Annotated in this window: 22 protein-coding genes; 2 read left to right on the top strand and 20 right to left on the bottom strand. The window is 50.9% G+C overall.

The genetic code is table 11. The features are described from left to right. The first annotated feature begins 381 nt into the window (after positions 1-381). The gene (locus ACFOE0_RS05760; RefSeq protein ID WP_248935067.1) at positions 382-3,417 is read left to right on the top strand and encodes a TonB-dependent receptor domain-containing protein; all 3,036 of its coding nucleotides are present in this window, start codon (positions 382-384) and stop codon (positions 3,415-3,417) included. Positions 3,418-3,507: 90 nt separating this feature from the next. Here the strand turns inward: ACFOE0_RS05760 and acpS are convergent, their stop codons facing one another. From acpS to rpoE, 11 genes are all read right to left on the bottom strand, one after another. Then, a complete protein-coding gene (gene acpS / locus ACFOE0_RS05755) occupies positions 3,508-3,885 on the bottom strand; it encodes a holo-ACP synthase (protein ID WP_248935068.1) in 378 nt (125 codons plus the stop codon). A gap of 35 nt (positions 3,886-3,920) precedes the next feature. Then, complete coding sequence (gene pdxJ, locus ACFOE0_RS05750) at positions 3,921-4,658, bottom strand: pyridoxine 5'-phosphate synthase (protein ID WP_248935069.1); 738 nt, start codon at positions 4,656-4,658, stop codon at positions 3,921-3,923. A 76-nt stretch (positions 4,659-4,734) separates the two neighbouring features. Further along, positions 4,735-5,433 carry a DNA repair protein RecO gene (gene recO, locus ACFOE0_RS05745; RefSeq protein ID WP_248935070.1) on the bottom strand — a complete coding sequence of 233 codons (699 nt, stop codon included), beginning with the start codon at positions 5,431-5,433 and terminating at the stop codon, positions 4,735-4,737. A gap of 21 nt (positions 5,434-5,454) precedes the next feature. Continuing rightward, complete coding sequence (gene era, locus ACFOE0_RS05740; protein ID WP_248935071.1) at positions 5,455-6,471, bottom strand: GTPase Era; 1,017 nt, start codon at positions 6,469-6,471, stop codon at positions 5,455-5,457. Then, positions 6,468-7,148, bottom strand: coding sequence for a ribonuclease III (gene rnc / locus ACFOE0_RS05735; RefSeq protein WP_248935072.1), 681 nt, complete (start codon positions 7,146-7,148; stop codon positions 6,468-6,470). Before rnc ends, era begins: the two co-directional genes overlap by 4 nt. 5 nt (positions 7,149-7,153) lie before the next feature. Beyond that, a complete protein-coding gene (gene lepB / locus ACFOE0_RS05730; RefSeq protein ID WP_248935073.1) occupies positions 7,154-8,065 on the bottom strand; it encodes a signal peptidase I in 912 nt (303 codons plus the stop codon). A gap of 207 nt (positions 8,066-8,272) precedes the next feature. After that, the gene (gene lepA, locus ACFOE0_RS05725; protein ID WP_248935074.1) at positions 8,273-10,069 is read right to left on the bottom strand and encodes a translation elongation factor 4; all 1,797 of its coding nucleotides are present in this window, start codon (positions 10,067-10,069) and stop codon (positions 8,273-8,275) included. A gap of 264 nt (positions 10,070-10,333) precedes the next feature. Then, positions 10,334-10,801 (bottom strand): SoxR reducing system RseC family protein, encoded by a 468-nt coding sequence (locus tag ACFOE0_RS05720; RefSeq protein ID WP_248935075.1) that lies wholly within the window; start codon positions 10,799-10,801, stop codon positions 10,334-10,336. After that, complete coding sequence (locus ACFOE0_RS05715; RefSeq protein ID WP_248935076.1) at positions 10,798-11,742, bottom strand: MucB/RseB C-terminal domain-containing protein; 945 nt, start codon at positions 11,740-11,742, stop codon at positions 10,798-10,800. Before ACFOE0_RS05715 ends, ACFOE0_RS05720 begins: the two co-directional genes overlap by 4 nt. Positions 11,743-11,755: 13 nt before the next feature. Beyond that, positions 11,756-12,358: a sigma-E factor negative regulatory protein gene (locus ACFOE0_RS05710; protein WP_248935077.1), complete on the bottom strand. Its 603-nt coding sequence runs from the start codon at positions 12,356-12,358 to the stop codon at positions 11,756-11,758. 21 nt (positions 12,359-12,379) lie between these two features. After that, positions 12,380-12,958, bottom strand: coding sequence for an RNA polymerase sigma factor RpoE (rpoE, locus tag ACFOE0_RS05705; RefSeq protein ID WP_115135785.1), 579 nt, complete (start codon positions 12,956-12,958; stop codon positions 12,380-12,382). A 171-nt stretch (positions 12,959-13,129) separates the two neighbouring features. On the opposite strand from rpoE, the gene nadB reads away from it, so the two are divergent. Further along, positions 13,130-14,740: an L-aspartate oxidase gene (gene nadB / locus ACFOE0_RS05700; protein WP_248935078.1), complete on the top strand. Its 1,611-nt coding sequence runs from the start codon at positions 13,130-13,132 to the stop codon at positions 14,738-14,740. A gap of 17 nt (positions 14,741-14,757) precedes the next feature. Here nadB and ACFOE0_RS05695 read toward each other — a convergent pair whose 3' ends face one another. The 9 genes from ACFOE0_RS05695 to ptsP all read right to left on the bottom strand — a co-directional run bounded on the left by ACFOE0_RS05695 (position 14,758) and on the right by ptsP (position 22,937). After that, the gene (locus ACFOE0_RS05695) at positions 14,758-15,186 is read right to left on the bottom strand and encodes a protein YgfX (protein WP_248935079.1); all 429 of its coding nucleotides are present in this window, start codon (positions 15,184-15,186) and stop codon (positions 14,758-14,760) included. Then, positions 15,167-15,406 (bottom strand): FAD assembly factor SdhE, encoded by a 240-nt coding sequence (locus ACFOE0_RS05690; RefSeq protein WP_248935531.1) that lies wholly within the window; start codon positions 15,404-15,406, stop codon positions 15,167-15,169. Before ACFOE0_RS05690 ends, ACFOE0_RS05695 begins: the two co-directional genes overlap by 20 nt. A 104-nt stretch (positions 15,407-15,510) precedes the next feature. After that, positions 15,511-16,425 carry a transcriptional activator NhaR gene (gene nhaR / locus ACFOE0_RS05685; protein ID WP_248935080.1) on the bottom strand — a complete coding sequence of 305 codons (915 nt, stop codon included), beginning with the start codon at positions 16,423-16,425 and terminating at the stop codon, positions 15,511-15,513. An 84-nt stretch (positions 16,426-16,509) separates the two neighbouring features. Continuing rightward, complete coding sequence (locus tag ACFOE0_RS05680; protein ID WP_115135790.1) at positions 16,510-16,893, bottom strand: hypothetical protein; 384 nt, start codon at positions 16,891-16,893, stop codon at positions 16,510-16,512. Further along, the gene (nhaA, locus tag ACFOE0_RS05675; protein WP_248935081.1) at positions 16,890-18,065 is read right to left on the bottom strand and encodes a Na+/H+ antiporter NhaA; all 1,176 of its coding nucleotides are present in this window, start codon (positions 18,063-18,065) and stop codon (positions 16,890-16,892) included. Before nhaA ends, ACFOE0_RS05680 begins: the two co-directional genes overlap by 4 nt. Positions 18,066-18,186: 121 nt before the next feature. Next, positions 18,187-18,981 (bottom strand): thymidylate synthase, encoded by a 795-nt coding sequence (thyA, locus tag ACFOE0_RS05670; protein ID WP_248935082.1) that lies wholly within the window; start codon positions 18,979-18,981, stop codon positions 18,187-18,189. Continuing rightward, positions 18,981-19,787 carry a prolipoprotein diacylglyceryl transferase gene (lgt, locus tag ACFOE0_RS05665; RefSeq protein ID WP_248935083.1) on the bottom strand — a complete coding sequence of 269 codons (807 nt, stop codon included), beginning with the start codon at positions 19,785-19,787 and terminating at the stop codon, positions 18,981-18,983. The genes thyA and lgt overlap by 1 nt, the downstream gene beginning before the upstream one ends. 44 nt (positions 19,788-19,831) lie before the next feature. Then, positions 19,832-20,632, bottom strand: a complete 801-nt coding sequence (locus tag ACFOE0_RS05660; RefSeq protein WP_248935084.1) for a sulfite exporter TauE/SafE family protein — start codon at positions 20,630-20,632, stop codon at positions 19,832-19,834. 64 nt (positions 20,633-20,696) lie between these two features. Continuing rightward, positions 20,697-22,937: a phosphoenolpyruvate--protein phosphotransferase gene (gene ptsP / locus ACFOE0_RS05655; RefSeq protein WP_248935085.1), complete on the bottom strand. Its 2,241-nt coding sequence runs from the start codon at positions 22,935-22,937 to the stop codon at positions 20,697-20,699. Positions 22,938-22,950 lie beyond the last annotated feature (13 nt).

Here is a 22,950-nt window from a genome sequence, read left to right as displayed (position 1 = left end):
GACCCGGACTGTATTTTTAACACCTTTTATTTTTATCAGCTTGTAACAAGATAGTAAACGGCCGTTTAATCTTATACTTAGCATTCAACCCCTGCCCTGTTCAGAATGCATTTCAGCCACCTTCCGCAGTAAAACAACCAGCTCTCAATCCGACCAAAATCAAACGTAAGCAATTGTTTTAAAACAAATAGATGTTTTATAGATATATAAACGTGAAAGAAAAGACGCCACCTTGATTGTTGCTCATCGCCCAAGTCCGTAAAACCGATGTTGCGGGATTGTTTTGGCCAAGTAAAAGCGCCGGAACGTCAGGCAGCGACCCACACTTCGAGTTGCCCCGCCAACCATAACAAACCGCAACAGACGGAATAGGGAAAAATGATGAATAAGAAAAAAATCACCAGTGCGGTCCAGGCCGTAATACTGGGACTCACCCCGGCCATCGCTTTTGCCGCTGACGATGCAATTGAAGTTCAGGGTGTCAGCAATGCACAACAAAATTCTTCTCAGGCAGCGGCTGAAGAGAAAGTCGAAAAGATTACGGTTACCGGCTCCCGCATTAAACGCGACAGCTTCTCGGTAGCGACGCCACTGGCAACACTCGGTAAAGATGCTATTGAAGACGCTGGCACCGGCTCACTGGCCGCTATTCTTGTTGATGAGATCCCGCAGATTTCAGAAGGCACCAGTAACGCCAACTCTCAGTCCAGTGTACAAAACACTGGTCTTTCTACCATTGACCTCCGTGAACTGGGTACCAGTCGTACCCTGACCTTGATTGACGGTCGCCGGGTAGTATCCAACAGCTACTCAGGCAACTATGTCAGCCTGAGCACTATCCCTTCGAGCTTTGTCGACAAGGTAGAAATCATTACCGGTGGTGCATCAGCAACCTATGGTTCAGATGCGGTAGCTGGTGTAGTAAACATTATCACCCAACAGGATCAGGAAGGATTCAGCTTTAATGTTCGTGGTGGTCGCACAGAAGATGGCGGTGGTGAAGAGCTGGGTATCGATGCCGACTATGGTACCACCTATGCGGATGGGGCCGGTTACTTCTTCTTCGCAACCTCTTACGACAAAGATAAGGGCGTTGATTTTTGGGATCGAGAACGCGCGCAACAGGAAGACTCCTGGAGATACGATAAAAATCGCATGTGTAACACCATGTACACGGCTCAATACGACCCGGATCTAAAAACGGCTTATCAGTGCATGCGCGATATCACGCCTGCAGACTGGACTGCTAAAAGTGACTCTATTTATGGCGGCGTGTTCGATGAAAAGCACAGTGCCAAACCTGACTCAGGCTTTTGGTATGACGGCCAGACACTAAGAGACGACTGGCACGAAGAAAAGCATGGCATTAACTTCAACCAGTTTACCTGGCTGAGAGTGCCTGATGAGGCGATCTCTGCAGCAGTGAAAACTGAATATGAATTCGATACAGGTACCGAAGCTTATTTCCAGCTGCAATACAGCCGTAACAAGTCCAGAAATCCCAAGTCTCCAGAGAGTGCAGACGAGAACGAGAGGGGACCGTTGTGGAATCCCGAACTTGGTGAATTCGAAGAGTTTCGCGTAGGTAGAATTCCCAAAGATAACCCCTTTATGCCTGAAGCTATAAGGGATCAAGCAAGCTCCAAAGGGGTGAAGTGGGATAGAAACTTTGCCGAAGTGGGTAACATCATCAATGAAAATACCCGTACTACATACAGAACCTGGGCTGGAATACGTGGCTACGTATTTGAAGATTGGGAGTGGGATCTGTCCGTTGGTTATGGCAACTTTAAGCAAGAGCAGGTTCGAAGCAATGAGATTGATCTGGTCAGGCTTCAAAACGCTCTTAACGCAGAACAGCTTGATAACGGCACCATTCAGTGTAAGGACGCAGATGCAAGAGCCGACGGCTGTGTGCCGGTCAATCTGTTCGGTGCAGGCTCGATAAGTGCAGAGGCTGCCGACTATATTCGCGCGACTCCTACCATAGATACAGAAATCACCATGACCAATGTATTGGGTTATGTTACTGGTGACCTGTTTGAGCTGCCAGCCGGTCAGGTGGCTTCGGCATTTGGTTTCGAGTACCGCAGAGATACTCAAAAGGTAGGAACTAATGCCCCTAATGGTGGCATCAGCTTTAACCATGTCCCCGACTTTGAGGGTAGTGTTGATGTTTATGAAGTCTTTGGTGAGGCTTCAGTTCCACTGCTTCGTGATGTGACTGCAGCCAAGAGCCTGTCTCTGGATCTGTCTCTGCGATTGGCAGACTACAGCTGGTCGAATACAGGAGTATTGAGCAGCTACAAGGCAGGCTTGGTGTATGAACCTACGGATGGTTATATGGTTCGCGCCAACTGGGCGACAGCACAGCGCGCACCTTCCATCACCGAATTGATTTCTCCACCAAGGGGCGATTTCGACAGCTTTGACGATATCTGTGACGGAGTTACCGCTGACTCGACCGAGTCCTATGCTTCTAACTGTCGTGCAGAAGCTGGAATTGCCAAAACTATTGCAGAAGAGGGGGAGTTTGAAGATGACAACACAGGCTACTCACCCAACGTTGGCAATGAAGAGTTGATTGAAGAGTCGGCAGAGACATTCACCTTGGGTATTTCTATCGCCCCTGAGTTTCTGGATGGACTGCAGATCGCAGTGGATTACTATGATATCAGCATCGAAGATGCCATGACCTCTTACGGTAATGAAGAGATCATCGAATTTTGCTATGACTCCTCCTTACCTTATGGTGAAGACAACGAGTTTTGTCAGGCGATAACCCGCGATGGCAGTGGCCAGATTATTGAAATTCAGCAGAAAGTAATCAATGCCGATGAAATTCGAACCTCAGGTTACGATGTGGCAATGGCTTACAAATATGACCTGAATGACTGGGGAGATATTAAGCTTAAGCTGGACTGGACCCATGTGCTGGATTATGAGGTCACCAAGACAGGACCAGAAGGCCAATTCACTAAAGAGTACGTAGGTCTTTTATCGTCAGATATCTTTGAGGATAAAGCGTCCGCTTCTTTGACCTGGTACAAGGATGATTGGCGTGTTCGTTGGAGCACTCGCTTTAAAAGTTCAGTCCGCCGTAGTCAAGATGCTCACGACGACTGGGTCGAATACATGGAAGCAAATGACAAAAATTGTGCCGCTGGTGCAGACACCTGTGTCGAAAATCCTGAGCCACTGTGGGGCAACGAGCTGCCTTCAGTCACCACCCACAACCTGTCAGTTTCCTATGACTGGGAAATCGATGACAGCACAGACCTGCGCCTGTACGGCGGTGTGAATAACCTGTTCGATGAGAAAGGACCATTCATTATTGGTGGTCGCGGTAACTTCGACAGCGCCTACGGTGGTGGACGTGGACGCTATATGTTCCTGGGTGCTCGTCTGCAGTTCTAAATGATATAACATCTCCCTGAAAGCAAAAGCCAGCGAGTTATCGCTGGCTTTTTTATTGGCTTCCTTGAAGCGGTGAACCATTTAAACAGATCAGGACTCCAATATTACAGTGGCCATGGCATAGTGCTGCTCATCGGCAATGCTGATGTGACCCAGATAGCCTCCCATCAACTCAAGACGCTCGGCCGCACCATCAGTGAAAGCCAGCTTGGGAGCACCCAGCTCATTATTACTGATATGAATATGCTGAAATGAGATACCCCGGCCAATGCCCGTGCCCAGCGCCTTGGCAGCGGCCTCCTTGGCGGCAAAACGCTTGGCAAGGAAACGGGCAGGCTGACGACTCTCATTAAAGGTCAGCAGCTCCTCTTCGGTCAGTACTCTACGGGCTAACCTGTCCCCCTTCTCAAGCTGCTGTTCAATACGGGCGATCTCAACGATATCTGTCCCCAATCCAATAATAGCCATCTGTTCTCCCGCCTTCCCTGTCTCCGACGCTCCGACTACTCGCCGCGACGTCCTTCCAACATCAGGGTTTTCATATCCCTTACCGCTTTTTCCAATCCGTCAATCGCTGCACGGGCAACAATGGCATGGCCGATATTCAACTCATATAGTTCTGGAATCGCGGCAACCGCTTTAACATTGTGATAGTGAAGTCCGTGTCCGGCATTAACTACCAGTCCCTGACCATGGGCATAGGCTGCCATGGTTTTAATGCGCTCCAGCTCTTTTGCCTGGGTTGCATCATCAGTGGCATCGGCGTAGCAGCCCGTATGAATTTCGATATAGGGCGCGCCGACTTCCACAGTGGCATCAATCTGAGTTTTATCAGCATCAATAAACAGGGATACTTTGATGCCTTCTGCTGCGAGTCTTGCAACAGCAGCTTTAATCTTGTCCTTCTGACCGGCGACATCCAGTCCCCCCTCTGTGGTCAACTCCTGACGTTTTTCAGGCACCAGACATACGTAAGTTGGCTTGAGCTCACAGGCGATATCCAACATCTCGTCGGTCACAGCGCACTCAAAGTTCATTCTGGTTTTCAGTGTCTTTGCCAGCAGGTAAACATCTCGGTCCTGGATATGTCGTCTGTCTTCGCGAAGGTGAATCGTAATGCCATCGGCACCGGCATGCTCTGCGACTGCTGCCGCGTGCACAGGGTCCGGATAGTTGGTGCCCCTCGCCTGACGCAAGGTGGCGATATGATCTATGTTAACTCCGAGCAAAATACCGCTCATTCCGGTTCTCCTTTCCAACTGGAACGCTGATTTAATTGGCGGTTATTGTACTCATACAGAAGGAAAAGAGTAACTGTTACGACTGGTTGGAGTTCACCGAAGAGAGATTGGCAGCAAACAGTGCCCGGCTGAGCAAGGGCTTCTCGCCAAGCAGGGGCTGCAGCAGTATCCGCATCAGGCCCTTGGCGGCTGGCAGATCTTCCTCAATCAGGCAGCCCTGAGCAAATCTCTGCAGACCCGCGCCGGACCAAATCCGAATCTTTCCCGCACCATCAGCGACAGGCCAGAATCCCTGCTCCACCAGATATTGATAATTCAAGGTGGGTTCAATCTCTTTGCCGTGACCGTCATGCTCAAGGGATGGCATGGCGCCCAGCTCTTTCAGCAGCGACATCTCAACGTAACGCAGCTGCGCCTCACCAAACTCCCGCGCCAACGCCATCAACGCCTTGTGATAACAGATGAACAGACTCTCTCCGCCATGCTGCAAGGTCCTAATCATTAACTCGTTAAGGTAGATACCTGCATAAAGGCTTTTCCCCGTCAGCGGGATAGCAGGTGACATGGGCTCGACCTGGGTCATGGTCTTGAGCTCACTGCGACCGGTCAGGGAAAAAATCAGAGGTTGAAAGGGTTGGATAATGCTTTTGAGATTGCGTTTGCCGCTGCCCACACGGACAACGGCATCGACACGCCCTAAACCATCGACCAGCAGATTAGCAATAACGCTGGTCTCACGATAGGGGCGGGAATGCAGGACATAGCCTCTTTCCATATGCTGTGTCCCGATGGCTAATCAGTCTTCGCCATAACCGAGACTGCGCAGGGCGCGCTCGTCATCGGCCCAGCCGGACTTAACCTTAACCCAGACCTCCAGGAACACCTTGTTATCAAACAGGCGCTCCATGTCTTTACGGGCTTCGGTGGCGATCGTACGAATGCGTTCGCCTTTGTTACCAATCACCATGCGCTTCTGACCGGTACGTTCAACCAGAATCAGGGCGTTTATCTGATAAACACCATTTTCCATCATCTTGAACTGCTCGATCTCCACAGTCGCATCGTAAGGCAGCTCATCGCCGAGAAAACGCATCAGTTTTTCACGGACGATCTCAGACGCCATAAAACGCTGAGAGCGATCGGTGACATAATCTTCAGGAAAATAGAATGGGCACTCAGGCAAAGTTTCGGTCGCCAATTCCATAATCCGCTGAACATTGGTTCCCTGTTTGGCTGAAATCGGCAGGATCTCATCAAACGGAAACTTCTTTGACACCTCTTCCAGATAAGGGAACAGCGCCTCCTTATCCTTCAGGTGATCTACTTTGTTGATGGCCAGTACAGTCAGACGCTCGTCCGCTCCACGGCGCAACTTATTCAGCACCATGTCGTCGTCAGCAGTCCAGGTCATACCATCAACCACAAAGATCACCATGGACACATCTGCCAGAGAGCTGGCAGCGGCACGGTTCATCAAACGGTTAATGGCACGCTTCTCTTCGATATGCAGACCCGGAGTATCCACAAACACTATCTGGCGAGGGCCTTCAGTGTGGATCCCCATAATGCGGTGACGTGTGGTTTGTGGCTTGCGGGAGGTAATACTCAGCTTCTGACCCAACAAGCGGTTCAGCAGAGTCGATTTACCTACATTTGGGCGACCAACAATGGCCACCATACCGCAGTAGGTGACCTCGTACTGGGGCGCATTGCCCTGGTTCATCCTTGCCAGCAGTTCATCCAGTGAAGGCTCATTGGCTTCCACTTCCGGCAGTTCCGTGTCCGGTTGCTTTGGCAAGTCTTTATCACTCATTTCTTCAATAACTCCAGCACCTGGGCAGCCGCCATTTGTTCGGCTTTACGGCGGGAACTGCCCACACCGATAACAGCTTGATTCATATCGCTTACCCGGCACTCTACGGTAAATGTCTGGTCATGGGCTTCGCCCTCAACCTTCACTACCTGATAGTCAGGCAGTGGCTTTTTAAATCCCTGCAGATGTTCCTGCAGTTGGGTTTTGGCGTCTTTCTGATTGACCCCAGGTTGAATCTCTTTCAGGCGTACATCATACCAGGCCAGCAGCAGTGCACGGCTGGTTTCAAGATCTGAGTCCAGATAAGCAGCACCAATAATCGCTTCCACCGCATCGGCCAGAATGGACTCACGGCGATGACCGCCACTTTTAAGTTCACCCGGGCCCAGATGCAGGTACTCGCCCAGTTTAAATTCCTGGGCAATTTTCGCCAGAGTATCACCGCGAACCAGAGTGGCACGCATACGGCTCAAATCACCTTCAGTAGCCTTTGGAAACTGGTGATACAGGGCATCTGAGATCACAATAGATAGAATTGAATCGCCGAGAAACTCCAGGCGTTCATTGTGTTTGTTGGCCGCGCTTCTGTGGGTCAGCGCCTGGGTCAACAACTCCATATTGTTGAATTGATAACCCAGAATACGACACAGACGTGGCAAATTTTTAATCGGTTCCATAATGCTTAATGAATTGCACCAATACGGTTAAATCTTACACCTGATGGGATCCAGGTTGGCAGTAGATCTGAAGGCTGACGATCAAACTCAAAGCTGATCCAGATAGCCACAGCTTTACCCACCAGATTCGCCTCGGGAACAAAGCCCCAGAAGCGACTGTCGCGGCTGTTATCACGGTTATCACCCAGCACAAAATACTGGCCTTCCGGCACAATCCATTCTCCTGCCGGGAGATCACCCTGACGGTAGAAGAACTGCTTCATTTCACTGCGCGCAGGGTTGATCAGTATGTCATGGGTCACATCTCCCAGTTGCTCTTTATATCTCAGCAACGGGATACCGTCCTGAACAAACTCACCGCGGTTAACTTCAGCACGCTCCACCAGTTTTGGGCCAGAGCAATCACTGCCCGCCTCGCACTTGGGCTGAATCCACAGTTGCTTGTTGCGATATATCACCTTATCACCGGGCAAACCCACAACTCGCTTGATGTAATCAACCTTGGGGTCTTCAGGATACTTAAATACCGCGACATCGCCGCGCTCGGGCTCACCGGTTTCCACCAGTTTGCTCCTCCACACGGGATCACGCAAACCATAGCTGAACTTTTCAACCAGAATGAAATCGCCTACCAACAGAGTTGGCATCATAGAGCCCGATGGGATCTGAAACGGCTCATAAATAAAAGAGCGCAAAACCATCACAAACGCGATAACAGGGAATACCGAGTGAGCGGTTTCCACCACAGTGGACTCTCTCAGCATATTTTCTCTGGCTTCTTCTGTTACTGTGCCACCCGCTTCTGCCAGTGCCAGTTTCTCACGGCGCTTGGGAGCCAGAAACAGCACGTCATAGAGCCAGATAAGCCCGGTAGCCAAAGTGGCCACGACCAGAATAATTGAAAAATAGGCCGCCATACTTAGAGTTTACTCCTGCCTTGAAAATACGGGTCACCCTTGACCCACTATCGGCAATATACCAATTGCATTAGACAGTTATCATTCAGGAATTTGTCTGATTAGGCAAAACCAAAACAACAATCCAATGCTATTGGTATCAGTTGACCCGGTTATTCAGGCCAACTAACCAAAGCGCCGCTTATCGCGGCGCTATTCTTTTAAGCATCAATCGTTCAGCTTAAGTACCGCCAGGAAGGCCTCCTGAGGCACCTCCACGTTACCCAGCTGCTTCATGCGCTTCTTACCTTCTTTCTGCTTCTGCAGCAGTTTCTTCTTACGGGATACGTCACCACCATAACATTTGGCGGTTACGTCCTTACGAAGAGCTTTCACTGTGGAGCGAGCCACAATCTGACTTCCGACAGCTGCCTGAATGGCGATATCAAACATCTGCCGTGGGATCAGTTCTTTCATCTTATCCACCAGAGCAATACCCTTATGACGGATATTGGAGCGGTGAATAATCATCGCCAGCGCGTCAACGCGGTCACCATTGATCAGTACGTCCAGGCGCACCATATCTGCAGGCTCAAAGCGAATGAAGTTGTATTCCAAAGACGCATAACCGCGACTGGTTGATTTCAGACGGTCAAAGAAATCCATTACCACTTCTGCTGCCGGGATATCATAGGTCAGCGCAACTTGGTTACCGTGGTAAACCATGTTCTTCTGTACGCCACGCTTCTCAACACACAGTGTAATAACGTTACCCAGATACTCTTTAGGCACCAGAATATTGGCTTCAACGATAGGCTCGCGCATCTCTTCAACATAGTTCAGCGCAGGCAGATCTGAAGGGTTATCGACGTAAACCGTTTCACCATTGGTCAGCAGCACTTCGTATTCCACGGTTGGTGCTGTGGTGATCAGGTCCAGATTGTATTCACGCTCCAGACGCTCCTGAATGATCTCCATGTGCAGCAGACCCAGGTAACCGATACGGAAACCAAAGCCCAGTGCAGAAGAAGTTTCAGGTTCAAACTGCAAAGACGCATCGTTCAGGCTCAGCTTGTTCAGTGCGTCACGGAAATTTTCATAGTCGTCGGTAGAGATGGTGAATACACCGGCATATACCTGAGGCTTGGCCTTTTTAAAACCAGGCAGTGGCTTATCAGCACCATGTTTGGCATGAGTCAGGGTGTCACCTACCGGTGCGCCGTGAATCTCTTTGATACCGGCAATCACATAGCCTACTTCACCTGTTTTCAGCTCGTCCTTGTCTTTCTTCTTCGGAGTGAAGATACCGACACGGTCAGCGTTGTAGGTCTGGCCTGTGCTCATCACCTTGAACTTGTCACCCTTCTTCAGGCTACCGTGCTTGATACGCACCAGAGACACAACGCCCAGATAAGAGTCGAACCAGGAGTCGATAATCAACGCCTGCAGAGGGGCTTCAGTATCACCTTCAGGAGCCGGGATCTGAGCAACGATGGTTTCCAATACATCTTCAACACCGATACCTGTCTTGGCAGAACAGCGAACAGCATCCTGAGCTTCGATGCCCACGATATCTTCGATTTCCGCCGCAACACGCTCAGGCTCAGCCTGAGGCAGGTCAATCTTGTTAAGTACAGGAACCACTTCCAGGTCCATGTCCAGTGCGGTATAGCAGTTTGCCAGCGTCTGAGCTTCTACACCCTGACCGGCATCCACTACCAACAGCGCACCCTCACAGGCCGCCAGCGAGCGGGATACTTCATAAGAGAAGTCCACGTGGCCAGGAGTATCAATAAAGTTCAACTGGTAGGTTTCACCATCTTTGGCCTGGTAATCCAGAGTCACACTCTGGGCTTTGATGGTAATGCCGCGCTCACGCTCCAGATCCATAGAATCGAGCACCTGCTGCGCCATTTCACGGTCGGTCAGGCCACCGCACACCTGGATAAGACGATCCGACAGGGTCGACTTACCATGGTCGATATGAGCAATAATCGAAAAATTTCGAATATTCTTGTTAATCATGGACTTCTTTTCACTCAAATTGAAAGTCTCGGGCCTTGCTCTCAGTGTCACTGCGCTTGAAGGACAGCTTCTTCACCCGGAATAAAATCAGTTTGAAAATCAATTAGTTTAATTTTCAAAACCGCTATTCAAATTACTCCGTACCGCTGCAAAGGCTGAGCTGAAAAATGGATTCTGTATAAAGGTGCGAAATTGTACCTGATTAGGGTAGCAATACCAATCACATTCAATGCAGCCGGTATCGCTCCTTGATAGCAGATGAGTTCAGGCGCCCTGGCCTGTAACCTGTTTACCCAGGTAGGAGAGAATAATGGGTTGCGCCTGAGCTTCCAGAGATCTGGCCTGACGCTTACCCAGCCACCAACAGACAAAGCCACCGGTAAGGCCTCCGGCCATGGCCAGAGCGTTGGCATCAAGGCCCAATTGCCCCCCTATCACCTGCCCGAGTAAGCCGCCGCTCAGCAGACCAAACAGAGGCAGTAAATAGACCAGCGCCGCAGACTTGAGTACCACTGATTCGGGTAACCCCAGCTTCAGCAGGTCCCCCACCTCATAACGCCTGTCAGCGGGCACAGCAAACTGTTGCAGTTTGGCCGAAAACGCTTTGGCCACTGAGCCTGTGCCGCAATTGTCGCTGTTATCACAATGATTGCAGGCAGACTGCATCTCGACTTCAACCAATACCCAATCCGGACTGTCCTGGCCAATGACTCTGGCCTTTTGCTCCATCATGGCTGGGAATCCAGTCTAAGGCTGTCGGCGATACGCTTAAGTGTCTCAGGTGGCAACTTGCCCATGACCACAATTTCAGCATTGCCACGGTTTTCAGTCACCAAAGACAGGCCACTGCGGGTAATCAGTTCCTCAGGCAGAGGGGTTTCAGATGCCCGGGCAACATACACAGATACATTAACCAGGCCATCTGTCAGCGCCACATACTCAACCGCTTCCTGGCTGCCGATAAGGCGGTGGTGATCGCGCACCATTACCTCGAAGCCCTCAGGTAACCAGCTGAACTTCCAGTTTTGGCCATCGGCACGTTCAGCAGTGTTAATCACCGCAGGCCACTCCTGTTCAGCAGCTTCCTGCAACAGGGCCGGTGGAGCCTGCAGCACAATCAACTCCACAGCCATAATCTGCTCTACCAGCTGCTTTTCGCCGGTGATCAGGTCATATCGCAGCGGCAGGAAACTCTCCATATCCACCCAAACCTGATGGGAGTAGCGGGTGTTATCCTTGGGAATAATTCGGATCATCTGTCCGGGTCTGCCGGCAATGCGACTGCGGCCCCCGAGGACAAACTCATAGCCGCGCTCCAACTTACTTATCTCATCAGAGAAAGCTGCTGGCCAAACGCCCTGTATTCTTGACGCCAATACGCTGTATGCGGGCTGGTCATGCTCCAGAAAAGTCACGGTATTGCCAACGCGCACCGCGTTCTTTGGCGGACCATTCAGGTGCTCCAAAAAGGCGACTTCCTTCTCGTCGACTTTGCCGTGGAGATAGACAAGTGGTCGAATATGGTCAGCTTGGAGGTGAATAAGAGAAACTTTGAATTGTTGTTGCTTCAGCCCTTCGCTCATATGCTCGAGCCAGGCTTTGGCAGAAAGCTCCTGTTGCTGAGCTGCCGCCGGGAAGGCGGCAATCAACAGAGCCAGCAGAAAAGTACGCAAGCGGCTTCCTTAATCAGTGTTGGTGTTCCGGCATAATATCAGCGCTGTTATCGAGCGCCACGCCTGAATTCAATCTTTGCTGCAGCATGTGGTCCTGAATATAGGTATTGAGACGACGACGCTGCTCATAAACCTGCTCATTACTGTTACCGGACTGAACCTGCTGGACCGGGCCAGTTTGCAGGCTAACCGGAGATGCTGTACCCACAAGAGGACGGGTCGACAGCACAGACATTGGTTCCTGATCAGGACCTTGCTGTTGGTAGTTCTGAACACCGATAACAGCAACCAGCGCAACACTGGCAGCAATAGCATACTGGCCAAATTGCTTGAACAGAGGGACCACATTCCCCCTGGGCTTATCAACCTCGGCTTTAGCAGTCACCTGAATGTTTGGCGCGACAATAGCGGGCTCATCATCAATGGCCTGAGCAATACGCGCTGATAAATCCAGATTGATTGTATCAGGTAACTCCCCACGCATGGCATCACCCATCATGTGATAGTTACGCCACTTATCGTGAGAACCTTTGTCGGCTGCCAGATCTGCCATAGCCTGTCCTTCGACTTCGCCATCTACTGCAGCAGATACCCACTCCTGACCTAATTTATCCATTGTGCACCTGTTTGCTCATTATCAATTTTCCAGCAACGGCTGGAGCTTTTTGTCTATCGCCTCCCGGGCGCGGAATATACGCGAACGTACAGTTCCCACCGGGGAGTCCATTACTTTGGCAATATCCTCATAGCTCATTCCGTCCAGCTCACGCAGGGTGATTGCCATTCTTAATTCTTCCGGCAGTGTTTCCAGCGTTTCAAACACCACCGCCCTGATTTCGTCCGACAACATCAAGCGCTCCGGAGAGTCCACCTCACGTAATGCGTCGGCACCTTCATAATATTCGGCTTCTTCTGCATCCACATCGTTGGCCGGGGTTCTTCTCCCCTGCGCCGCCAGATGGTTCTTGGCGGTATTAACCGCAATCCGGTACAGCCAGGTATAAAACGCACTTTCGCCCCTGAAGTTGGGAAGTGCCCGGTAAGCCTTGATAAACGCTTCCTGTGCCACGTCGGCCACATCGGCTTGATTCCGGATATATCTGGCAATCAGGTTAATGACTTTCCCCTGATACTTCTGCACCAGCAGATTGAACGCATTTTTATCGCCGCGCTGCACTCTCTCTACGAGTTGCAGATCACTGTTTTGTCCACTCATCCGAGCCGACTTCTCCCAATTAACTTACTGATTTTCCAGTCGCTCGAATCTCATTCACTTATGTAGACTGATGCCTTTTGAAAAAGTTCTGTAATGTTTTAAAAAATTTCGCGTCTTAGACTCAAAACATGGTTTACCATAGGCAAACCTTCAAAGCCATCATGATACCCGATGAAACAAGCAGTTGAACACCAATCTGACCTGCTGGTAATTGGCAGTGGTGCCGCAGGCCTGACACTGGCACTGCATCTGGCCGAGAAAGCCAAGGTCATTTTGCTATCCAAAGGTCCTCTGTCAGAGGGCTCTACCTACTACGCCCAGGGCGGCATAGCCTCTGTCTTCAACGATGAAGAAGACACCATTGAGTCCCACGTAGCCGATACCCTGGTGGCAGGTGCCGGTTTGTGTGACGAAACAGTCGTTACCTATACAGCAGCCAATGCCAAAGGCGCGATGCAGTGGCTGATTGACGCAGGTGTTGCCTTTGACAAAGAGGAAGGCTTCGCCAACGCAGATGAAGCGCCTTATCACCTCACCCGCGAAGGTGGACACAGTCACAGACGTATTTTTCACTCTGCAGATGCCACCGGCAAAGCCGTGCAAATGACATTGCAGGAAAGAGCGCTGGCCCACCCCAATATTAAAGTGCTTGAGCGCTACAATGCGATTGACCTGATTACCACCAGAAAACTGGGGCGCAGTGGTAACCGGGTAGTGGGTGCTTACGTATGGAACCGTGACCAGGAGCATGTGGAAACAGTGCGAGCCCGCTTTGTGGCCCTGGCTACAGGTGGCAGCTCCAAGGTATACCAGTACACGTCCAACCCGGATATAGCCAGTGGTGATGGTATCGCCATGGCCTGGCGTGCCGGTTGTCGGGTGGCCAATATGGAGTTCAATCAATTCCACCCCACCTGTCTGTACCACGCCGATGCCCGTAACTTCCTGCTGACCGAAGCACTGCGCGGTGAAGGGGCGTATTTACGTCGCCCAGACGGCAGCCGTTTTATGCCGGAATTTGATGAACGTGCCGAACTGGCACCGAGAGATATTGTCGCCCGCGCCATCGACTTTGAGATGAAGCGTCTGGGTGCAGACTGTGTCTATCTGGACATCAGCCACAAGCCGGAAGAGTTTGTGATTAAACACTTCCCGACGATATACCAGCGTTGTATTTCTCTTGGCATAGACATTACCAAAGAGCCCATCCCTGTGGTGCCGGCCGCACACTATACCTGTGGTGGTGTAATGACAGATCTGCATGGCCAGACTGACCTCAACGGACTCTATGCCATTGGTGAAGTCGCATATACCGGCCTCCACGGAGCCAACCGTCTGGCCAGTAACTCGCTGCTGGAGTGTCTGGTGTTTGCCCGGGCTGCCGCCGAGGACATTGAAAGCCTGTTGGGTAAGATCCCTATGCCTGGTCCTCTGCCTGCCTGGGATGAAAGCCAGGTTTGTGATTCAGATGAAGAGGTAGTGATTGCTCACAACTGGCATGAACTGCGTCTGTTTATGTGGGACTATGTAGGCATAGTACGTACCGACAAACGTTTGGAGCGGGCGCTGCGACGGGTGCAGTTACTGCAACAGGAGATCGATGAGTACTACTCAAATTTCCGCGTCAGTAATAACCTTTTAGAGCTGCGTAACCTGGTTCAGGTCGCCGAGCTGATTATTCGCTGCGCCATGTCCCGCAAAGAAAGTCGCGGACTGCACTGCAATCTGGACCATCCGGAGCAAAGCGACAATCCTCAACCGACCATACTTCAGCCACAGTAATAGTGGCTTAGGGTTTTTCAGGGAGCCTCATGGCTCCCTTTTTGATGCCGTAGCAGCACCCGACAAAGTGCCCGATAATCCGCCTCACTCAGCATGTCTTTGAATACGATTACCAATCGCTCTTGCCGGTCAACTTTAACATAAACAAGGCACACCAGAGGCATCACATAGCTGCGAACCGGCTCGCATTCGCTACCATTCAATAACCAGTATTCCCCCTCTTCATCCAGGCTGAGATCAAGCTGCCAGCGCACCAGACGCAAGAACGCCCTGCCCAGCGCAGCCACCACCAACACAAAGGTCAGCGCTTTGAACCAGAAGAAAATATCAGGATAGGCTTTGGGCCAAAGTAGAAAGCTACTCAGGCACAGTGCAGCAACGACCAGAAAACTCAGTCGCTGCTGAATAGAGGAACTTAGATGGAAGTTATGGCGCCGGACGGCCACGGACAGTAATTACCATTTGCGCCAGTTCAGGGTCAGCGCACTGCTCATGTCCCATAAACCAGGCGAATAATTCGGGATCTTCACAAGACAAGAGTCTGGCAAAGACCTGCTTGTCTTCATCAGACAGGCCTTCATAGCGCTCTTCAACAAAAGGTTGAAACAGTACGTCCAACTCCAGCATGCCGCGGCGACAAGCCCATTTAATTCTGGCAGTACTCATTAAATCAGACACTTGAAAACTCCTTATCATTATTGTGCTGCAAGTTTAGCAATGCACAGATCTAAAATCGAGCTGGCAAAAAACCAGTTTACCCGGTTCAATAATTAATTTTGCAGCGACTTCACGCGGGCATCTTCTCCCGCAAACAGCTCACTGAAATCATTCTCCAATAAGCGTTTCAATGCCGGATGCTGAATCATTCGCTCGGCAAACATCACATGGTACTCCTGCCGGACCTCATTGGTTTCACCGATAAGTTGGATGTCCTGTGCAAAAATATCCTGCTTATAGATGGCCGGAGCCACAAAAATCCCCTGCTCGAAAAAGCCAAAAGCCTTCATCATCGCGGAATCATCAAACTCCCCGAGAATATTGACCTTAAGGCCATTATCATCAAACCAGCGGTAGAGCTGCTGCCCAAGAGAGGTGCGTTTGGAGGGGATCAGCAACGGCATAGTTTCCAGACAGGCAGGGAAGTCGCCGGGAACCGCATTGGCGGAGAAAAATCCGATGCCACACTCTCCCAGCTTTTTGGAGAGGATCTCTGGATACTTGAGTGATTCACCGGCACAGTCAGACAGGATCATATCCAGTTTGTGATCCCTTAACCTCTCCATCAAATCGTCGTGGGTTGCCTCATAACAGGCCAGTCGCATACTGCCATCGGGCGGCACCACTGACAGCAGGATTCGGCTTGAGAGGGCTTTGGACAGTGCGTCGGCAATGCCCACTTCAAACAGCACAGACTCATCATCCTGATAGTTGAGCAGATCCAGCATTTCATAGCTTAGGTTGAACATCTTGTCGGCGTAGCGAAATACCAGCTCACCCAGCTCAGTAGCCTCCAGATTTCTTCCTGCGCGGCGAAACAGCTCACCATCCAGCCTGCCCTCAAGCGCCCGAATTTGCCCGGTAACAGTCTGAGGCGCCAGACATAAGGCGTCAGCCGCCTTGGCCACAGAGCCTTTGCGCTTAACCATCCAGAAATAATACAAGTGGTTGTAGTTGAGGTGAGACATGCAACCTTTCCCTGTTTCAGAGACCAAAAAGAAAGCCGCTCGAATGAGCGGCTTGGATAATAACTTAATACAGAGTGATTGGCATCAGTTTAGGCGCTGACAATCCAGCAGGTTACGGACTGCATCGTTCAGAGCTTCAATACTGTCAATCTCACCTGAGGTCACAGCTTCTGTTACCGCTGAGACCAGCTCATCGCGATCAGGAAGACGGTCGGCACAGAATCTGCGGTTGGCCTCCTGATAACGCTTACCACCGCGGTACTTCAGTGCTCGGGACTGATAGCCATCGGTCTGGATACGCTCACCCATGGCGTTGGGCTTGAAAATCAGCGCACCGTCAACAATCCCTTCAAGATAAGCCTGACATTTTACTGAGTTGACATCCTGGTTACAGACACGCAGTGGCTCAGCCTGCGCCAGGGTGGATAAACCAAACAAACAAGTCGCAGCTAATATTTTTATTTTCATGCTTTTTCTCCTTGTTCAGGCAGAACTTTCGACAACCACAGGTAACCAATCACTGCTGCCAGCATAGACCCCAGCAAAATACCGAGTCGAGCCAGGTCACCATAACCATTGGTACCATGGGTAAATGCCAGTGAAGCAATAAACATGGACATGGTGAAACCGATACCACACATCACGGCAACCGGGAAAATATGGCGCCAGGTAATGCCCTCTGGCAGCTCAGCCAGCTTAAGTTTTACCGCTACATAACTGAACAGCATCACACCGATAGGCTTACCCAGCAGCAGGCCTGCAGCAATCCCCATAGGAACAGGTGAGAACAGAGTATCCAGACTCATGTTACCCAGTGGTACACCTGCGTTGGCAAACGCAAAGATCGGCAGGATCATAAAGGTGCTCCACGGGTGCAGGCTGTGCTCCAGGCTCTCAGATGGCGAGCTGCCATCTTTGGCACGAAGCGGAATCGCAAAGGCGATAATCACACCGGCCAGCGTGGCATGTACACCGGACTTAAGCACGGCAACCCAGAGAATGGCCCCCACGACACCGTAAGGCGCCAGCGAAGTAATTCCCTTGCGGTTAAGGGCAAACAACCCTGTCATCGCAATGGCCGCAATCACCAGACTCAACACCGACAGGTCCGCACTGTAGAACAGCGCAATAATCACGATAACGCCCAGGTCATCGATAATTGCCAGTGCCAGCAGGAACACCTTCAGCGCCACAGGTACACGGCTACCGAGCAGCGCCATGATACCGAGGGCAAAAGCGATATCAGTAGCAGCAGGGATAGCCCAACCCGCACGGGTAATTGGGTCATCAAAGTTAAACAGCAGATAAAACGCAGCAGGGGCTGCCATACCGCCAATAGCAGCGAAGGTTGGCAAAGATGCCTTGGATACACTCGACAGTGCACCTTCCAGCAATTCACGCTTCACTTCCAGACCAATCAGGAGGAAAAACAGCGCCATCAAGCCATCATTAATCCACAGCAGTAAAGGCTTATCTATATCCAGCGCGCCAAAGCGCACCTGCATATGGGTATCCAAAAAGCCTTCGTACAACCAAGACAGTGGTGAGTTGGCCATTAACATGGCAAATGCCACGGCAATCAACAGAAGAATACCCCCTGCTGATTCCTGGCTCAAAAAGTTCCTAATTGCCCTTTCCATAAGACACTCCGAAATTTCACAATGTTGTGAGTCTAGCTAAATTTATTTGTTATAAAAAATCGCAAGTTTCTACCTAAAACATCGGAATTTCCGAGGTATATCCCTATTGCGTGAAAAAAAATCAAATTGCGACCGGCGCCTTAATATGTGGATGCGGGTCATAATCAGTCAGTTCGAAATCTTCAAACCTGTAATCAAACAGAGATTCAGGCTTACGCAGAATAGTCATTTTCGGCAGCGCTCTTGGTTCCCGACTCAACTGTAGCTCAGTTTGCTCCATATGATTGGAATATAAGTGAGTATCACCACCAGTCCAAACAAATTCACCCAACTCAAGGTCGCATTGCTGAGCAACCATCATGGTCAACAGCGCGTAACTGGCGATGTTAAATGGCAGCCCCAGGAACACATCGCAGCTGCGCTGATACAACTGACAGGATAATTTGCCATCAGCCACATAGAACTGGAAGAAGGCATGACAGGGTGCCAGGGCCATCTTATCCAACTCAGCCACGTTCCATGCTGACACTATCAAACGGCGGGAATCCGGTTGAGTCTTGATCTGTTCGATAATCTGGCTGATCTGATCAATGCTGTCTCCGGATTGGGTTGGCCAGCTGCGCCATTGGGCACCATACACTGGGCCCAGGTCGCCATTTTCATCTGCCCACTCATCCCAGATTGATACCTTGTTGTCATGCAGGTATTTCACATTGGTATCGCCGTTCAGAAACCACAACAGCTCATGAATAATGGAACGCAAATGACACTTCTTGGTGGTGACCAAAGGAAACCCTTCATTCAGGTCAAAACGCATCTGATAACCGAAAACGGAACGGGTTCCGGTACCGGTTCGGTCAGACTTGTCTGTGCCTTTGTCCAGAATATGCTGCATTAAATCAAGATACTGTTGCATTACTTCGCGTCCTGTTTACGGAAAATCAAATACAAACCAAACACAATCATAGGGATAGACAGGATCTGTCCCATGGTCATAAATCCAAAATAGAATCCCAGCTGGGAGTCAGGCTGTCGCACGGTTTCCACTACACAACGGAAAATACCATAACCCAAAAGGAACATGCCTGAAATCGCCCCTGTCTGACGAGGCTTACGGCTGAAGAAATAGAGCAGCAGGAACAAGGCCACACCTTCCAGAGCAAACTGGTACAGCTGGGAAGGATGACGCGGCAATGGCCCTCCACCCGGGAACACCATGCCCCAGGGAACATCGGTTACACGGCCCCAAAGCTCACCATTGATAAAGTTACCGATACGACCAGCACCCAGGCCTATTGGCACAACCGGGGCCACCATATCAGCCACCTGGAAAAAGCTTCTACCCTGCTTACGGGCAATATAAAGCATGGCTAGTATTACCCCGATCAAACCACCGTGGAAGGACATACCTCCCTGGGTAATCTGGAACAAATAGAAGGGATTCGCCAGAAACAGATCGAAGTGATAGAAGATAACATAGCCGATACGCCCGCCAAGTATGACGCCAAGGAAAGCGTAAAAAAGCAGGTCGGAAACCTGATCTCTAGTCCATACCCCCTTGGACCTGTCTGCATAGCGGTTAAGCAACCACATGGCGGCAACAAAGCCAACCAGATACATAAAGCCATACCAACGCAACGCCGGCTCAAAAGTGTGCCCAAAAATCTCAAATGGCCCAAAAGACACCATAATCGGGTCAATTTGAGGGAAAGTTAACGCCATAATTTATCCATTCAGCCCCACAAAGGAGCAACAATATACCAAGATCAGCCCAGAATTAACTTAATGCCGATCACCATCAATAAGCCTGCAAAAATCTTTTTCAATACGGGTGTTGGCCAGCTGGACGCGGCAGCAACTCCCAGAGGTGCCACCAATACGGATGAGGTGACAATTCCTGCCAGCGCCGGCAGATAGATATACCCCAGAGTTCCGGAAGGCAGCTCAGGGGTATTCCAGCCCGCGACTATGTAACCCAGCGTTCCACCAGTAGCAATAACCAGGCCCATCATAGAGGAAATACCCACAGCAAAGCGCATCTGCATACCCCAGTAACTGAGCAGTGGCACCAGCAGCACACCACCGCCTATGCCCATCAGACCTGCAATCACGGCAATCAGTATGGTGATAGGAAAAACCAACCAATTGCCGGGTAGCCCTTCCCCCTGGCTGGGCTTTAAGGGAAATGCCATCTGCACCGCCATCAGGATGACAAATATGGCAAACGCCTGCTTGAGTTGATCTGCCGGGATCAGCTCAGAAACAAAACCTGACAACAGGGCACCCAGCAGAATTCCGGGCACCAGGCGATAAAAAATCGGCCAACTGATATTTTGGCGTTTTTGATGGGCACGGGCAGAAGAAAAAGAGGTCAGAATAATGGCTGCCAATGAAGTCGCGATGGCAACATGGGGGAGTTGAGAGCTATCTATGCCCGCAGAAGGCAAGAGGTACATCAGTGCCGGCACTATCATCAATCCACCGCCGATACCCAGCAAACCGGCGGCAAACCCCACCAGTCCCCCAAGCAACACGCACAGGGAAAAAATCCAAATGACAGTATCCAACTCTGTTCCCCCAAAATCGTCGGCAACACCCGACGGACGGCACGCTTATACGGCCTGTTTTTAATTAATGACTGACTGTATTGCCAAGACCCAGCGACATCAGAAACTCCCTGACCACCTCGCGTACGTCCTGACCTTCACTTTGTGACAAAGACTGGAGCAGTAAGTTCTGCAGCTCGGCACAGGATACACGACGTAACAGGTAATTAATCATCGCCAGGTTCCCCTGGTTCATGCTTAGTCTGTCATACCCCATGGCAACCAGCAGCAAAGCGCCCATGGGTTCGCCCGCCAGCTCTCCACAAACACTCACATCCAAACCATATTTGTCACAGTCAATTCTGGCGCGTCGCAATGCCCGTAAAATACCCGGATGATATGCATCGAACAAACCTGAAACTCTGGGATTATTGCGATCCACTGCCAACAGGTATTGTGTCAGGTCATTACTGCCCACAGACACAAAATCCACTCGCTGGGCGACCTCCTCCAACTGGAAAAGCAGTACCGGTACTTCCAGCATAATGCCGATTTTAGGGCGCAGCGCCTGACTGCCATACTCCTGTTGCAGCTCTTCAAAGGCCTGTTCAAAGTAAGCCAGTGCCATATCAATCTCATCAATACTGGACACCATGGGCAACAGGATAGACAGCTGGGCGTGTTCAACCACAGAAGCAGTCATCATGGCTCTTAACTGAATAAGAAAAAGTTCAGGGTGATCCAGCGAGAACCTGACGCCACGCCAACCAAGGGAGGGATTTTCCTCCTTAATGGGAAAATAAGGCAAAGGTTTATCGCCACCGACATCCAGGGTACGCATCACCACAGGGCGTCCCGACGCAGCTTTGAGTACCTGACGATATACCTTCACCTGCGCGGATTCACTGGGAAACCTTTGCTCCAGCATAAAAGGAATTTCGCTGCGATACAGGCCAATTCCATCTGCCGCCTCAGCAAGCTGGTTTTCCACACCACTGAGCAATCCGGCGTTAATGTAGAGATGAATTCGTTTCTCATCCAGAGTCACAGCCGGCAAATGAAGCTCGCTGGCATACTCCCTTTGTTGCGCTTTTTCCGACGCAATCAGGCTGCGATACTCTTCTATGACAGAAGGGCCCGGTTCAACCAGCAACTGCCCACGGTTGGCATTGATCACCATCAGGCGACTATCGAGCTGACGATTAAGCAGCTGCTCTACCCCGGTCAGGGCTGGCACCCCCAGGGCTCTGGCAACAATCGCGGCATGGGAGTTGACTCCGCCAAGCTCTGTTACGACCCCCGCCAACTTTTGTCTTGGAAATTCAGCCAGCAGGCCGGTATCAGCCTCCCTGGCCACCAAAATAACAGGCTCACCCGGATGAAGTGTCACCTTACCCGGCTCGATCAGCTGTCTGAGCACCCTCTGGCCCAGCTCTTTGATATCCCGGGAGCGCTCCTTCAGATAGTTATCATCCATCGCGCTAAACTGAGCAATATATTTGAGAGAAACCCGACTGACGGCGGACTCCGCCATCCAGCCCGCTCTCACCTCAGCCAGATACTCGCCCCCCAGGCTCTGTTCATCCAACAGCAGCAGTAAGGCTTCCATGATGTTGCTGACTTCATCATCCTCACGCTCAAATCGCTGCAGCAATGCGTTGAGAGAATCCCTGCTACGCCCCAGAGCGTTATTTAGACGCTCCAGTTCAGCGTCTATATCTTTCGCCTTCAGCTCAGCCTGCTTAAGAGGGAGATCAGCCCCCAGCACCAGAGCATGAGCAATGGCGATACCACGGCTGGCAGCGGTACCCTGATAAATCACAGGCTGAGAACCGAGAGATTGATGGGAGACTTTCTGTTTCAGAGAGTGAATAGCCATTGCCAACTGAGCGGCCAGCGTCATCAAAAACGCTTCTTCACCTTCGCTGAATTGTCTGGCTTGATTCTGCTGAACGACAATAACGCCCAGCACCTGTTTTTGATAAATAATGGGAGCGGCAAGGAATGCCTGAAAGTGTTCTTCAGCCGCCTCTGGGAAAATTTTGAATCTGGGATGAAGATGGGCTTTGGCCAGGTTAACCAGCTCTTCGCGCTGAGCTACCAGACCCACCAAGCCTTCTGAGAGAGGCATGATGACTTTGCCGATGGCTTCAACCGCCAATCCATCGGTTGCACTTAAGATCAGTTGCTGCTCCTCGAGCAGATAAACTGAGCAGCACTGAGTCATCATCGCCTGTTTGGTACGCTGCACCAAAGAGGTCAAAGCCTCCTCCAGGCTTGATGACATTGCCACTGACTGGGTGATATCCCTTAGTGTCGTCAGCACTGCATTTTATCCT

Source organism: Shewanella submarina (assembly GCF_042646185.1).
Taxonomy (GTDB): domain Bacteria; phylum Pseudomonadota; class Gammaproteobacteria; order Enterobacterales; family Shewanellaceae; genus Shewanella; species Shewanella corallii.
The sequence above is the reverse complement of the archived record's forward strand: the minus strand, read 5'-3'. Positions and strand labels throughout refer to the sequence as shown.